General features: G+C 62.1%; 12 protein-coding genes. 4 read left to right on the top strand and 8 right to left on the bottom strand.

Annotation, left to right across the window (positions count from 1 at the left end):
* Nucleotides 1-12 precede the first annotated feature (12 nt).
* The 8 genes from KP004_RS09595 to KP004_RS09560 form a co-directional block, all read right to left on the bottom strand.
* Nucleotides 13-1,599: a sensor histidine kinase gene (locus tag KP004_RS09595; protein ID WP_216802093.1), complete on the bottom strand. Its 1,587-nt coding sequence runs from the start codon at nucleotides 1,597-1,599 to the stop codon at nucleotides 13-15.
* Nucleotides 1,596-1,994, bottom strand: a complete 399-nt coding sequence (locus KP004_RS09590; protein ID WP_216802092.1) for a response regulator — start codon at nucleotides 1,992-1,994, stop codon at nucleotides 1,596-1,598. The genes KP004_RS09595 and KP004_RS09590 overlap by 4 nt, the downstream gene beginning before the upstream one ends.
* Nucleotides 1,995-2,148: 154 nt before the next feature.
* The gene (locus KP004_RS09585; protein ID WP_216802091.1) at nucleotides 2,149-4,404 is read right to left on the bottom strand and encodes an ATP-binding protein; all 2,256 of its coding nucleotides are present in this window, start codon (nucleotides 4,402-4,404) and stop codon (nucleotides 2,149-2,151) included.
* 17 nt (nucleotides 4,405-4,421) lie between these two features.
* On the bottom strand, nucleotides 4,422-6,464 hold the full coding sequence (locus KP004_RS09580) for a PilZ domain-containing protein (protein WP_216802090.1): 2,043 nt from the start codon (nucleotides 6,462-6,464) through the stop codon (nucleotides 4,422-4,424).
* A gap of 54 nt (nucleotides 6,465-6,518) precedes the next feature.
* Nucleotides 6,519-7,013 carry a response regulator gene (locus tag KP004_RS09575; RefSeq protein WP_216802089.1) on the bottom strand — a complete coding sequence of 165 codons (495 nt, stop codon included), beginning with the start codon at nucleotides 7,011-7,013 and terminating at the stop codon, nucleotides 6,519-6,521.
* Between the two features lie 13 nt (nucleotides 7,014-7,026).
* Nucleotides 7,027-8,169, bottom strand: a complete 1,143-nt coding sequence (locus KP004_RS09570; protein WP_216802088.1) for a sensor histidine kinase — start codon at nucleotides 8,167-8,169, stop codon at nucleotides 7,027-7,029.
* Nucleotides 8,170-8,367: 198 nt separating this feature from the next.
* Nucleotides 8,368-8,928 carry a DNA-3-methyladenine glycosylase gene (locus KP004_RS09565; protein WP_216802087.1) on the bottom strand — a complete coding sequence of 187 codons (561 nt, stop codon included), beginning with the start codon at nucleotides 8,926-8,928 and terminating at the stop codon, nucleotides 8,368-8,370.
* Nucleotides 8,929-8,938: 10 nt separating this feature from the next.
* Nucleotides 8,939-9,568 (bottom strand): DUF4136 domain-containing protein, encoded by a 630-nt coding sequence (locus tag KP004_RS09560; RefSeq protein ID WP_216802086.1) that lies wholly within the window; start codon nucleotides 9,566-9,568, stop codon nucleotides 8,939-8,941.
* Between the two features lie 245 nt (nucleotides 9,569-9,813).
* Here KP004_RS09560 and KP004_RS09555 point away from each other — a divergent pair, with 245 nt between their 5' ends.
* The 4 genes from KP004_RS09555 to KP004_RS09540 all read left to right on the top strand — a co-directional run bounded on the left by KP004_RS09555 (nucleotide 9,814) and on the right by KP004_RS09540 (nucleotide 13,808).
* Entirely contained in the window at nucleotides 9,814-10,296 is a 483-nt protein-coding gene (locus tag KP004_RS09555; protein WP_216802085.1) for a universal stress protein, read from the top strand.
* Between the two features lie 25 nt (nucleotides 10,297-10,321).
* A complete protein-coding gene (locus KP004_RS09550; protein ID WP_216802084.1) occupies nucleotides 10,322-10,498 on the top strand; it encodes a rubredoxin in 177 nt (58 codons plus the stop codon).
* Nucleotides 10,499-10,636: 138 nt separating this feature from the next.
* Nucleotides 10,637-11,317 (top strand): ABC transporter ATP-binding protein, encoded by a 681-nt coding sequence (locus tag KP004_RS09545; protein WP_216802083.1) that lies wholly within the window; start codon nucleotides 10,637-10,639, stop codon nucleotides 11,315-11,317.
* Nucleotides 11,310-13,808, top strand: a complete 2,499-nt coding sequence (locus KP004_RS09540; RefSeq protein ID WP_216802082.1) for an ABC transporter permease — start codon at nucleotides 11,310-11,312, stop codon at nucleotides 13,806-13,808. Before KP004_RS09545 ends, KP004_RS09540 begins: the two co-directional genes overlap by 8 nt.
* The last annotated feature ends 36 nt before the right edge of the window (nucleotides 13,809-13,844 follow it).

Here is a 13,844-nt window from a genome sequence, read left to right as displayed (position 1 = left end):
CCACGCAAGAGTCTATGCCTCCTTGAGGTAACTTCCCGATTCCGGGTTCGCCTCCAGGGTGAAGTAGAAGGTGGCCCCCTGCCCCACCTCCCCTTCGGCCCACATGCGCCCCCCGTGTCTGAGCACGATGCTGTGCGCGGTGGCGAGCCCGATCCCCGTCCCGGTCCAGCCGAATTCACCAGGAGCGTGGATGGTCTGGAACGGCTTGAACAGCTTCTGCGCGTACTTCATGTTGAACCCGGCTCCGTTGTCGCGCACGAAGTAGGTCCGGACGCCTTGCTGGTCGTTCCAGCCGAATTCGATCCGTCCCAGCTCGGTCTTGGAGGTGAACTTCCAGGCGTTGCCCAGCAGCTGTCCTAGCGCCTTCCCCAGGAGCTCCGGGTCGCCCTTTACCCGGGCCCCTTCGGCGATGACGAACTCGACCTTGCGCTCGGGATCCTCGGCGGCCAATGCGTCGGCGATGTCGCGGGCGAGCGCGCTCAGGTCGGTGTCGCGGATGGTCAGGGTACAGCGCGCCAGGTGGGTCAGGCTGTTGAAGGCGTCCATGATCTGCTTGATCTGCTGGACTACGCTCGCCGACCGTTCGGCGTACTGGCGGCAGTTGGCATGGCCGCAGACGCCGCAGTCCTCGACGAGTGCGGTGCAGAATCCCTCCAGGCGCGCCACAGGCGCCCTCAGATCGTGGGAGACGAAGTAGCTGAAATTTTCCAGTTCGCTCACCGTCGCCTGTAGCAGGGAGGTCCGCTGCAACACGCGCCGTTCCAGTTCCTCGGTGAGCAAGCGGACCTGCTGTTCGGCCAGCTTCAGCTCCGTCACGTCATGGCAGGTGCCGATCACGCCGCATGCGCTGTCGGTCTCCCGCACGGCTTCGACGTCGAGCCGCACGATGCGCACGGAACCGTCCGACCGCAGCACCCGCACGAACTTGTGCTCCGGCTGGTGCTCCGATGCCAGCGCTTTCTGCATCGAGCCGGCTACCTCGTCGCGGTCATCGGGGTGGAAGCGTTCCAGGAACGAGGGGTAGGTCGCCGGGACGGAGCCGGGCTCGACCCCGCAGATGCGGTACATCTCGTCGGACCAGGCCATGTTCTCCGCGTCGCGATCACGCTGCCAGCTCCCCAGATGGGCGATGCGCTGCGCCGCCACGAGCTGGTGCTCGCTTTCCGCGAGGCGCCGGTGCTGTGCGCTCACCAGCCGTTTCAGTTCGATCTGCTCGAGTACCTTGTCGAGCACGGTGAAGAGCTCCTGGTAGTTGAGGGGCTTGAGGACGTAATGGTGGACGCCGATTTCGATGGCGCTCAAGAGGTAGGAGGTGTCGCTGTGGGCGGTGACGGCGATGATGCGGACCTCGGGGTTGATGGCCTTGATCTCGCGGGACATCCGGATGCCATCCATGACCGGCATGTTGATGTCGGTCATCACGATTTCAGGGGTGTGCTGCCGGTACAGCTCCAGCGCATGTAAACCGTTGTCGGCGCCGTACACGGTGAGGTTTGGGTAGTTCAGGGCCAGCATCCTCGTCACCATCTGGCGGGCGTCGGCCTCGTCCTCGACATAGAGCATGCTGATCCCTGCGCCCACCCGAGCCCCGTCTTTCATTGAGCCTCCTCGTTGCGCGACAGGATGCGATTCAACCGCTCCACCGTCATGGGCTTGTAGATGTAGTCCACGACGCCGAGTTCCCAGCACTGCTCCTGGTCGGTTTCGTTGTCCGATGAAGTGAGTATGGCGACTTTGAGGACTTGCAGATTCGTATTTCCCCTAATGCCGCGCAGCAGGTCGAGCCCGCTGACCTTGGGGAGTTTAAGGTCCAGCAGTACCAGCTCGATCTGGCGGTAGCTCCCATCCTGCTCCATGCGCCGGAGCAGTTCGTCGGCCTCTTCCCCGTCGCGAGCGGTGAGGATCTCGTGCGCGCAGGCCTTGCCTATGATGCGGCTGGCCAGGAAGAGATCGTCGGGGTTGTCTTCTACCAGCAGGATGTACGAAGGGGCCATGTGCTTCTCCGCGCCGCCAGCGGGACCCTCGGCCGAAAAAAAGCCGAGCGTTCGGAAGTTTTTGCGTCTGCTCGGCTGCCTGCCGTGGGCAGGGGTTAGAACCTGTTTCTTTGCAAATTAACAAACGCTTATTCTAGCCTGCTCCACCACCTTGTCAATTCGCGTTTCCAGGCGCTTCTATGCGGAACTCCGCCCCGTTTGCCACGTTGCGCGCCGTGAGCCTGCCGGGGATGTTCTTCTCGATGATCATCTTGGACATGTACAGCCCGATGCCGGTCCCCCGCTCAGGCCCCCTGGTGGTGAAGTAAGGATCGAAGATCTTCTCGAGAATTGCCTCCGGGATCCCTCCGGCGTTGTCCCGCACCGTCACCACGGAGCGCCCCTTCTCTTCGAACACCGCGACCCGTATCTCGCGCTTTTCGATCTTGCGGTCCAGGAAGGCGTCCCGGGCGTTGAACAGGATGTTGAGAACGGCCTGGGAGAACTCGTTGGGATGGCCGGTGATCAATGGCTCCCCCTTTATCTGCAGGTCCACGGCGATCTGCAGGTGCCGGAAGCTCTCCTGGACCAGGGACAGCGTTTTCTCGACCACCTCGGCGACCCGGAAGGAAACCGCCTCCTTGTCCGGCTTGAAGAAGTTCCTGAAGTCGTCGATGGTCCTCGAGGTATGGGTCAGCACCTTCATGAACCTCGTTACGCTTTCGCCCAGGTATTCGCGGGTGAGCCGGCCGCGGTCGAACATGACCGGGAGCTCCTGCACAATGAGCCCTAGCTCGTTGAGCGGCTGACGCCACTGGTGGGCGATGTTGCTGATCATCTCCCCAAGGGCTGCCAAGCGGTTTTGCTGCAGGAGCATGCGCTCCTTCTCCCCCAATTCTTCCAGTGCCTGCAGCCTCTGGGCGGTCTCCTCCTCCAGTTCGAACAGGGTCCGCGTCAGCTCCTCGTGCTGCAGCTCGACCTTGCGCGTGCTCTGTTCCAGGTCGGCGGTGCGCTGCGCCACCCGTTCTTCCAGCTCCTCCTTGGCCTGTTCCAAAGCGCCGATCAGCTCGCAGTTGCGGTAGCTGATGCCGATTATTGAGGCCGTCCCCATCAGAAGGCTCACGTCCCTTTCCACGAGCGGGCGCTTGGTCCTCACGTTTTCCGCGGTCAGCACGCCCAATGAGATCCCGTCGGAAACGATGGGACAGCAGATAAAGGCGCGGGTGCCGTTTTTGAGGGCGCAGGAAAGCGTGCGTTGCCCCAGTGTCTCCTTCTCCCGCTCCAGGTCGTTGACCAAAAAAGGCCTCTGTTCGTGGAGGCAGGCGACGTAGACGTCATTGCCCGCGCCGTCGTGGTCCAGCGGCAGATTGAGGCCGTTCAGGCAGGCCAGTTCTCCGGCGCCGTAACCGTAGCTCGCCCGCAGCTGCAGTCTCTTCTCTTCTGCGTTCACCAGGAAGATGGCGCCGCGGTCGTACTCGAGCCTGCGCTGCATGATGTCGGCCACGTCCATGAGCATCTCTTCGAGCCGGGTCAGGTTCCCCAGCCGCTGTCCGATCTCGTGGGTCAGCATGGCGTTGTTGTAGTTGAGATCGATCTGCTCAAGGAGGGTTTCGATGGATTGGTTGGTGCTGTCGAGCCCCTCCTTGACGGCCCTCTTCTCCCCCACTTCCGCCGCCAGCCATACCAGGAGGAAAAGGCACAGCGAGCCGAGCAGGATGGTAAGCGCCCCGTCTCCCTGCAGCGCCACCAGCAGCACCAGGTTCGCGACGACCAGCACCGGGGCCAGCAGGTTGCGCGCCTTCTTCAAGTACGTGAAGGCGCTTTTTTCCCAGGTGACGATGTAGCGGCAGACCGGGTCGCCCCGGAACACGCATTCCGGCTGCTGGATGGTGGGGAGGTGGCGGATTTCCGGGAAATACTGCAGGTCGGTGAGCTTGTGGTTGAACATGAGCACGATCGCCTCGAAGAAGCCGATCCGGTTCTCGCACTGGTACTGCTTCTCCAGGCCGGGTTCCACCGGCGTGACCGTGATCTCCACCATGTTCGAGGCAAGAGGCCGGGAATGGTAGGTCGTGCTCCTGGTGAAGTTGGCCGTGGCCTTGCTGATGATGTCGAAGGTGCTGGAAGCATCGACTAGCCCCAGGATGTACTGGCGCATCGCCCCCAGCACGTCGGGTGAGGCCGCGTAGCGCCCGGCTTCACGGGCGATCCTCGGGTTGCCGGTCATCTGCAGCAGCCTCTCGTAGAAGCGGTCCACCTGGTCCTGCCGGAACCAGTGCGCCTGGTCGGCCACCTCGTACTCCTTCATCCCGGCGTACTCGAGCAGTTCGTTGATGTCGACGTGGCTGTACTTGTGCTTGACCAGCAGGATGAACGAGTTGATGATCCTGCTGTTGTAAAGCGGCATGTCGCGTAGGCGGGATGGTTCCATTCCGGCTCCAGGGGCACTCACTGCCCTTTCGCGTGCCCCTTGAAAAGGCCGTCGCAGTACTGCAGGAAGTGATCGCTGTGGCGCATGTCCAGGGTCCACAGCAGATAGCTCTTCTCGCGGGGGAGCGCCTTCTTCTGGACGTAGCTGTCGGGAAAGGTAAGCACCGGCATCTCCTCCCCTTCGTAGTGGCGGTTCACCCGCCCCAGGGCCAGTTCGATCAGGTCGGCCGGCGTCTCCTCGTCGATGACCAGCACCGTGACGCAGTTGGTGAGTTCGGCCATGTTGAAACCGGCGTCGGTACGGTTCACCAGGAAGAAGGCCTTGAGGCTGCTTCCCTTGCGCAGCGAGTAGAGGTAGCTCTCCTTGCGAAAGCCGAGGCTTCTGTACTCCTCGTTGACCGAACTGCTCCCCGCGGCGCCCGGGTACAGGTCGAACGCATCGATCAGCAGCCCCCCGGAGACATGCCGGTAGAAGCGTCCCAGTTCGGTGAGGTCGAAGTCGCTACTGGGGGCGAGCAGCCACGGCTCGGGCCAGGGGGGCTCCTCTTCCTGCTGACGGTAGTGGGAGTAGGCGAACAGGTCGAGTGAGCAGCTTCTCTGGTCATCGTGGTGCCGGGCGAAGCCGCCGAAGACCCGGGCGGGGAACTTGTTGTCGGGGCGGTAGTAGCAGAATACGTAGCGCAGGTGGGCAAAGGGGAAACTCTCCAGTTCGTTCAGGTACTGGCCGACCTGCTCCAGCACGGCAAGGCCCGCCTTCACCGAGGCGGACTTGCGGGCGGCGTGGTGGTGGATGAGCCAGGTGTCGCGGTAGAAACGGACCATCGCCAGGTGTCCCAGGATGGCCCCGCGACTGAGGTAGATGAAATGCCGGGCGATGTGCGGGTTCTCGTTGTAGAGCCTCGCGTAGGTCTCCTTGATGCGCTCCTTGTTGGCCTGGAAGAAGGCGTACTTGCCCGGGTAGATGAAACCGGTCTGGAAGAAGAAGTCCCACAGGTCGTCCAGATCCACCTCGGTGCTGACGTAGGCGTTGCGGTCCGCGGCCTGGTGCAGGATGGAGAGGAGCTTGACGTGGTCGAGGATGTCCATCTCCAGGATCGCGCATCCGCAGCGGGCCGTCCGCTCCTCCCCCTCCTCCCCCGTCACGTTGCGCGAGAGCACCTGGGCCAAGCAGTCCAGGGTGAGCCCCTGGGCGAAGCTGATCTTCACCCCAGGGATCATCATCCCCGGCAGCAGCACCGATTCCCCTTCGTTCTCCTCGACGGAGAAACCGGTCCCCGAGATGTCCCCCATCTTCAGGTTCACCCTCTTGCCGATCAAGGGGTGATCGAACACGATGTTGGGAGACGGAACCAGTTCCTTGCGCTCGTTTCGGTAGCTCTTGGTCCTGAAGCGGCGGAAGTTGTTCTGGTGCTGCTGCAGGACGAAGGTGCAGCAAGCGGTATCGGCGTACAGCGACAGGATGTCGAAGGTCCCCGAGAAGATCACTTCACCCCCGCGTGACAGTTTGAGATGTACCGGTTCTTCCGTGTTGATCCAGTTGAGGGACACCGGCCGTTCCCAGCTCCCCGTCAACCGGAGCGTGACCGGGGTGAAGTCGACCAGGATGCAGTTGAAGAGGACGCCGTGCTGCAGCAGTTGCGCCGAGATGTCGCCGGCGGGGTGCCGCCTTATCTTCCTGGCCTGGAATTCGCGGCAGGCCGGCGGCAGCAGCAGCGACAGCCCCGTCTCGTCCATGGAAGTGAGCTCGGAGTTGACCACCAGGTACTTCTTTCCGTCGGCGATGAGGAGGTAGTCGAAGCGGTAGGTTTTCAGGATCTGCTGGATGCTCCAGGGCTCGTCCCAGCGGCAGTCCAGCTGCTCGCCCGCGCACGGTTCGGGGCGCGCCCGCAGCATGATGGAATCGTCGTAGACCAGGTGTTTCAGGCCGACCAGGACGATCTGGTCCTGGAAATTGATGTAGTTCAGGCGGTTCACCAGGTGGCTGCGGCTGACGCTCTTGCCTGTCGCCGGGCTCTCGGCATCGGATGGCACTGCACGAAGTGTGGTTGCCGCATCTGCCATGTCTTTCCTCGGTGCGAATCCAGGATGGCCTGCCGCCGTACTGCCGTACCGGTTTCAAAGAGGTTGGATGGTGCTGCCATCTTGTTCCTGGGACGTCGGATGGCCCGCGAGCTCAGGTGCGACGTTCAGCCCCAGCCAGTACTGCACCAGGTTCTGCATCATCACGAGCAGCGCGTTGAAGGAATTGGGCTTGACCAGGAAGGAGTTGCAGCCGAGTTCGTAGGCCCGGTTCAGATCCGCCGGGGGCACCGGCGTCGTGAGCACGACCACGGGGAGCCGCTTCAGGGCGGGCTGTTCCCGCAACCAGGACAAAAGCCCCACCCCCGAGATGTGCGGCAGTTTCAGGTCGAGCAGCATCAGGACCGGCATGGGGTAGCACTCCCGGTCCTGAAAGGTCCCCCGGCCGCTCAGGTAGCCGATGGCCTCTTCGCCGTCCCTGGCGCTCTGCACGGGGGTGATCACGCCGACCCGCTGCAGGGCGAGCTTGGTGAAATGGGCCTGGTCCTGGTCGCTGTCGACCAGGAGGATGGTGTGGTGCACGTAGCTCATGGTTCCCCCGGCGCTATTCCGCCCTCCTGAGTTCAATCCAGAACCGGCTCCCCTCCCCTTCCTTCGATTCCAATCCGATCCGGCCGCCCAGGCGCTGTACCGCCTTGCGCACGATGGCCAGCCCCACCCCGGTCCCCGGGTAGCTCTCCATGCTGTGCAGGCGTTCGAAGATCTTGAAGATCCTCTCCTGGTGCTGCGGCGCGATGCCGATGCCGTTGTCCTGTACGTAAAGCCGGCAGTACTCCTGCGATTCGTCGCTCCAGATGCGCAGCAGGGGGATCACCCCCTTGGGCACGAACTTGATGCCGTTGGTCATCAGGTTGAGCAGCACCTGGACCAGCACGGTAGGATGGCCGATGACCGCGGGGAGGTCGCTCGAGATCTCGAGGCGATAGGCCTTTCCCCCCGCTGCCAGTTCCAGCTGCTGTGCCGCGTCGCGCACCACCTGGTCCAGGTTCACCGGCTCCAGCGTGATCTCCTGTCTGCTGACCCGGCTGTAGGCGAGCAGGTCCTGGATGAGACGGTCCATCCCCTGCGCCGCGGTCTTGATGCGGACCAGGTAGGCGTTGCGCTCCGCCGGTGTCTGCAGTTCGTCGTCCAGCAGGATCTCCGCGAAGGCCTGCATGGCGCGTATGGGAGCCCGCAGATCATGGGAGACCGAGAAGGCGAATGAATCGAGTTCCTCGTTGATCTCCTCGAGCTGTGAGGTCCTTTCCGCGACCCGTCGCTCCATGGTCGCGGCTTCCTTTTCCAGCTTCGCGCTCAGGTCTGCGATTTCCGCCTCCTCTTCGCGATAACGGGTGCAGTCGCTGATCACCATGCCGATGTGGTTGTCGGTAAGGGCGAAGATCCGGATCCGGTAATACAGCTCCTCCCGGGAAACCTCACCCAGCTCCTGGGACCCTCCGAAGGCGGCGAGTCGATGACACTGATCCTTGAACCGGTCCGGATCGAGCCAGCCGGGGAAACAGTCGGTCACCAGGCAGTTTTGGAAGTTGAAGGACTTGCAGCGGCACAGTTTGACCGCAGCGGGGTTCATCTCGATGACCAGCGGCGGCTTGTCCGGGGTCCGCGCGTCAAGGTGCAGGATGACGAGCGCCTCCCTCATATTTGTGAACATCAAGCGGTAGAGCTGCTCGGCCTGTTCCATTTCCATGGCGGGCTCTCCTTGGCAAATGCAGAAGAGTATAACGGAGTAAGATTTGTTTGCACTAATGTTTTAAGGGGCGGTCGACTGTTAATTGGGGGCCGGATGTGCTCCACGGAGGCCGGCAGGATCTACTGTCGGATCTCGATCGGGTTCACCGCGTGGGGGATAAGATACTGCGGGTGGAGGGTGAGCGTGGGGTGGCGGCTACTTCTTCGAAATGTAAGGGTTCCCTTTGAGGTAGAAACGAAGCGGCTTTGCGGCCCAGATGCCGGAGTAGGCAACGCCGATGCGTGGCCTCGCCACCACCTGGTGTGGCGCATAGTCGTCTCTGGGCGCGATGAAGAAGTCCCTGCTCTCGAGGTCCTGCCCGTTGTGGTGCAGGTCGATTCCCATGGCGCGGCAGAGAAGCCCCGGGCCCCGGGTGCGCTCGCTCACGTTTTGCACCGGTTCCAGGGCGCGCAGAAGCACCGCGCAGGCGCTTCCTTCCCGCTCGGTCACCACGTTCATGCAGAAGTACATCCCGTAGATGAGATAGACGTAGGCGAAGCCGGGCGGGCCGAAGAGGATGCGGGTGCGCGGCGTGAGCCCCTTGGAAGAGTGCGCCGCCAGGTCGGTCTCGCCGAGATATGCTTCCACCTCGACGATCTTCCCCACCCTCACCTCTCCGGCCACATCATGGACCAGGAACGCCCCCAGGAGATCATGTGCGACGGTGATGGTGTCGCGGTCGTAGAAGGAACGCGGCACCGGGTTCAGGCACAACATCGGGGACCTCTTAGATAAGTCCTTCTTTCTTGAGGGACGTGACCACCTTGTGCGCCAGGTCCTTACCTACCTTGGTGACCGCTTCGGGTTCGTAGGTCTGCATGGTGCCGGCCCAGAGCAGCTTGTCGGAGCTCACGTCGAACAGGTTCACCTGCATGGTCGCGATGTCGTAGGTGGTCACGTAGGTCGGACCGTAGAGGGCCATGGATTGGTAGTAACCGGGGAAGTTCCAATCCGGGAAGGCGGGAGGGTACCAGTAACCCGGGTACGGCGACGCGATCGCGCTGGGTTGCACCGTGGTCTGCTTTTCGACCTTGATGGTCTGGATGGTGATGATGCCCTGTGATCCGGTCGAGCGCACCGCCCGGTCCAGTGCGTGCCAGTCCGGCAGTGTCGCCTGCGAAAGGATGGAGTAGCTCGCCACCGCTTCGACTCCATGCTTGTGCAGTTCGCTGACCAGCGTGTTCTCATAGACGGCACGGCTCCCCTCTTTTCTGGCAAAGCTCACCACGAGCACCTTGTGCACCCGGCTGCCGGTCAAGGTCGGGTTGCGCCAGGTGTCTACCACAGAAACCGAAGCGCAGGAACAAAGCAGGCTGGTCAAGCACAAGACTACGGCGATCCTGATCAGGTTGCACATGTGTCACCTCCGTTAACGGGCTGGATTTACGTGTAGGCAGGGTTGTGAAGGCGGGCGGCAAAAGATTGGAAATATTTATACCAAGTTGCTGCGGGTTGGCAATCGTATATACTGGGTTGGTCAATCATTAGCGCCTCCCCCCCGCCGGATTCGTTAACATCCCAAAATGCTGCACGATTCAGGCGGATACTTAAATTCAGGGATACCGGGAACCACAAAGCGACGTCCACTCAGGAGGCAAGGCCATGGAAAATTACAAACGCGTTCTCGTGGTCAACAGGATGAGCGAATACTGCAGGGATGCCGTTCAGGCAGGGGTCTCCATTGCCAGGAGATACGGCTCCGAGCTCATGGTGCTCCATATCGCAAGCAATCCCGAAGGGACCATGAGCATGGCGGGAGGAGCGCTGAACGCCCCCAGCGCCATCCCCGACGAGGTGAAGAACTACGCGAGCATTAGGGAGCGGGCCAAGGACGAACTGAACCAGATGATCGGCCAGGAGATTCGCGCCGGCCTGCCCATCAAGGTCATCATCAAAGAAGGGAAGCCGGTAGACGAGATCATGCAGGTGGTCAAGGACGAAAGGATCGACCTCATGGTGCTGCTTGCCCATGAAGAAGGGCGCGTCGAGCACATGCTCTTTGGGCGGGACAACGACGCGATCCTGCGCCGTATGCCCTGCAGCATCCTGCTGGTCAAGAGGGAGCCGGATTCGGTTCAGTGGTAGCTCGCGAAGCGAGGGGGGATTGCCCATGCAGCGATGGATCTGCACCATTTGCCGGCACGTCTACGACCCTGATGAGGGAGACCCGATCAACGATGTCCCGCCGGACATCTCCTTTGAGGAGTTGCTTCCTGACTGGCACTGTCCCGTGTGCAAGGCCGCCAAGAGTTTCTTCGAACCGTATCCCGAGGAACCGGAGCGTTGACGGGCTACCGATGAGTGATAATTACCTGCGGGGGCAGGTCCTGGGACCTGCCCTTTTCTTTGTAGTTGTGATAGATATTGCTGACTGTAAGCCTCGATTTATGCAGTGAAGCCAGATACGAGATCGGACCCTACCCTGATGACCATCCTGCAAGCGCTCGACGTTACCAAAAACTATCGCATCGGCAGCCGCGACATCACCGTGCTCGACCGGGTTTCTCTGACAGTGTCCGAAGGGGAATTCCTGGTCGTCAAAGGTGAAAGCGGCAGCGGCAAGTCCACACTCCTCACCCTCCTCTCCGGACTGGACCGCCCCGACCAGGGGCGCGTCTTTATCGAGGGGCGCGACATAACCGACCTTGCCGAGGACGCCCTCGCGCCCTTGCGCAACAGCACCTTCGGTTTCGTGTTCCAGTCCTTTCACCTGGTGCCGTCGCTGACGGCCCTGGAGAACGTGACCTTCCCAGCTGAACTGAGGGGCGACCGAGATGCCCGAACCAAGGCGGAGGCGCTTTTGGAGCGTGTCGGCCTGGCGCACCGGATGACCAGTTTCCCGCACCAACTCTCCGGCGGGGAGAAGCAGCGTTGCGCCATCTGCCGCGCCCTCATCAACGAGCCGCGCATCATCTTCGCCGACGAGCCGACCGGCAACCTCGATTCCGTCAACGGTTCCGCGATACTGCAACTGCTTCTCGATCTGCAGCGCGAGCGCGGCACCACCCTGCTCCTGGTGACCCACAGTCCCGAGATCGCACAGAGCGCGGACCGCGTGGTGACCCTCAAGGACGGGCGTGTGGTCGCGGATCCGGCGCATGGTTAACCTCCGTTTCATAGCGCGACAGATGACCGGGGCTAAGCGGCAGTGCGCCGTCTTCATCCTCTGCGTCGCCCTCTCCATGATCACCCTGGTCTCGCTGGGGAGCTTCCGTGAGAGCGTCGAGAGCTCGCTTTTGCGCGACGCCCAGTCGCTGCACGCGGGCGACATCATCGTCAGGTCCCACGCCCCCCTACCCCCTTCGGTAGAAAAGGAAATCGCCACCCTGGCACAAAACGGTCAGGCAAAAAGTGCTAGGTTGTGGGACTTTTACTCGGTGGTTCAGAAAGTAACGGGTGAAGGTTCTCTGCTTTGCAACCTGAAGGTGGTCGAGCCGGGCTACCCCTTCTACGGCAGGGTACTGCTCGGCTCAGGCAAGCCCCTGGCCGACGTGCTCAAGCCAGGCACCCTGGTCGTGGAACAGCAGCTTCTGGACCGTCTGCGCCTGCATCTCGGGGATTCACTCAAGGTCGGTAACGCGACGCTGGTGGTGCGCGACGTGGTGCTGCAGGAGCCCGATCGGCCGGTCAATTTCTTTTCGCTCGGCCCCAGGGTTTTCATCGCCGCGGCAGACAAGGAGGCATTGGGACTGATCGGGGTGGGTAGCCGCGTGGAACACGTGACCCTGCTCAAGCTCGCGCACCAGGGGGAACTCGATGCCATCGCCGCGCGCCTTACCGCCGCCAGCGACGAAACCCGCGTGCGTGTCGCCACCTACAAGAACGCCGGCTCCAGGGTAAAGCGCTTCTTCGACAACCTCCTCTTCTTCCTCAACCTGAGCGGCATCTTCACCCTGCTTCTGTCGGGCTTCGGCATCCAGAGCACTCTTTTTGCGCTACTGAAGGAGCAGGAGCGGACCATCGCCGTGCTGAAGGCTCTGGGGGCGAAGAGCCGGTTCATCATCTGGCACTTCCTGGCCGTGACCCTGGTCCTCGGCGCCGTCGGAACAATCATCGGTCTCACCGGCAGTTTCCTGTTGCAGCGCTTCCTCCCCGCCCTTTTCAGCGGGCTCATCCCCGCCCAGGTGACGCTGCAGATCTCGTCGGGCGCGATCTGGCAGGGAATGCTGATCGGTCTCTTGGTGGTGCTCCTGTTCACAGCCCTTCCCCTGTACCGGCTCAAGGAAGTGAAGCCCCGCGCCATTTTCGGCAAGGAGGACGCGGCGCGGATCTGGAGCCGCTCCACCTGGGTCATCGCCGGCCTGGGCGCGCTCTTTTTCCTCTCCATGGTGCTGATCCGGCTGCGCGATCTGAAGACCGGGCTTTACTTCATGCTGGCACTGGTAACGCTCGTCCTGGTTTCCTATCTGCTTGCCGCGCTGGTGCTGGGTCTGCTGAAGCGAAGCCGCCCGGGCAATCTCGCGCTCAGGCAGGCCCTCAAAGGACTGTTCCGGCCGCACAACGCCTCCCTCTCCATCATCGTCACCCTGTCCGCCGCCCTCGGTGTGATCTTCTCCATCACCCTGGTGGAAAAGAACCTCGATGCCAGTTTCATCGAATCATTCCCTCCCGGTGCCCCCAACGTGTTCCTGATCGACATCCAGCCCGACCAGAAGGAAGGCGTGGCCAGGCTCCTGGGGGCCGGTGCCGGCTACTACCCCATCGTCAAGGGAACGGTGAGTGCCGTGAACGACAAGGCTATCGATCCCGAAAAGGAGCGGCAGTCGCGGGGAGACAACCTCGGGCGGGAGATGAACCTTACCTACCGCAACGACCTTCTTGCCGACGAGCGCATCGTTTCCGGCGCCACCTTGTTCAGGAAGGACTGGGGCGACACGTTGCAGGTGTCGGTGCTGGACACGGTGCTCAAGATGCACGACATGAAGATGGGCGACAGCATCACCTTCAAGATCCAGGGTGTTCCGATGACCGCCCGCATCGCCAGTATCCGCACCCGCACCAGCAGCGGTTTTACCCCCTTTTTCTATTTCGTTTTCCCGCCGGATGCGCTTGCCGGTGCACCGCACACCATCTTTGCAGCGGTTCGCGTCGACAAGAATCGCATCAGTTCCCTGCAGAACCAGGTCGTCGCCCGGTTTCCCAACGTGAGCGTCATCGATCTCACCGAAACCGTGGTCGTCTTCGGCCGGATTATGGGGAAGCTCTCCACCATCGTGCGTTTCTTCACCTCCTTCAGTATCGTCGCCGGGGTGCTGATTGTGGTAAGCTCGGTCTTCGCGACCCGCTACGCCAGGATCCAGGAGGCCGTCTACTTCACCATCCTCGGCGCGAGGCGCGGTTTCGTGCTGGCCGTTTTTGCAGCCGAAAACCTGCTGCTCGGCCTGGTCAGCGGGGCGATCGCCCTGCTCATGTCCCAGGTGGCGAGCCTGCTCATCTGCCGCAAGGGGCTCGACATGGGGTACCAGCCCTACCCTGCCGACAGCCTGCTGCTGCTAGCCGGAACAACCTTGCTGGTGGTTCTGGTCGGCTTGGCCGTGACCCTCCCGCTGCTGCGGCAAAAGCCGGTGACGTTCCTGCGCGAGCAGTCGGATGAGTAGAAAGGGGACTGGCTCCGAAAGGTGCCTGTCCCCTTT

It is taken from the genome of Geomonas oryzisoli (genome assembly GCF_018986915.1).
GTDB lineage: Bacteria > Desulfobacterota > Desulfuromonadia > Geobacterales > Geobacteraceae > Geomonas > Geomonas oryzisoli.
The sequence above is the reverse complement of the archived record's forward strand: the minus strand, read 5'-3'. Positions and strand labels throughout refer to the sequence as shown.

Coding starts and splice junctions, on each gene's coding strand:
- KP004_RS09595 (WP_216802093.1), bottom strand. CDS start 1,599: ATGAAAGACGGGGCTCGGGTGGGCGCAGGGATCAGCATGCTCTATGTC.
- KP004_RS09590 (WP_216802092.1), bottom strand. CDS start 1,994: ATGGCCCCTTCGTACATCCTGCTGGTAGAAGACAACCCCGACGATCTC.
- KP004_RS09585 (WP_216802091.1), bottom strand. CDS start 4,404: ATGGAACCATCCCGCCTACGCGACATGCCGCTTTACAACAGCAGGATC.
- KP004_RS09580 (WP_216802090.1), bottom strand. CDS start 6,464: ATGGCAGATGCGGCAACCACACTTCGTGCAGTGCCATCCGATGCCGAG.
- KP004_RS09575 (WP_216802089.1), bottom strand. CDS start 7,013: ATGAGCTACGTGCACCACACCATCCTCCTGGTCGACAGCGACCAGGAC.
- KP004_RS09570 (WP_216802088.1), bottom strand. CDS start 8,169: ATGGAAATGGAACAGGCCGAGCAGCTCTACCGCTTGATGTTCACAAAT.
- KP004_RS09565 (WP_216802087.1), bottom strand. CDS start 8,928: ATGTTGTGCCTGAACCCGGTGCCGCGTTCCTTCTACGACCGCGACACC.
- KP004_RS09560 (WP_216802086.1), bottom strand. CDS start 9,568: ATGTGCAACCTGATCAGGATCGCCGTAGTCTTGTGCTTGACCAGCCTG.
- KP004_RS09555 (WP_216802085.1), top strand. CDS start 9,814: ATGGAAAATTACAAACGCGTTCTCGTGGTCAACAGGATGAGCGAATAC.
- KP004_RS09550 (WP_216802084.1), top strand. CDS start 10,322: ATGCAGCGATGGATCTGCACCATTTGCCGGCACGTCTACGACCCTGAT.
- KP004_RS09545 (WP_216802083.1), top strand. CDS start 10,637: ATGACCATCCTGCAAGCGCTCGACGTTACCAAAAACTATCGCATCGGC.
- KP004_RS09540 (WP_216802082.1), top strand. CDS start 11,310: ATGGTTAACCTCCGTTTCATAGCGCGACAGATGACCGGGGCTAAGCGG.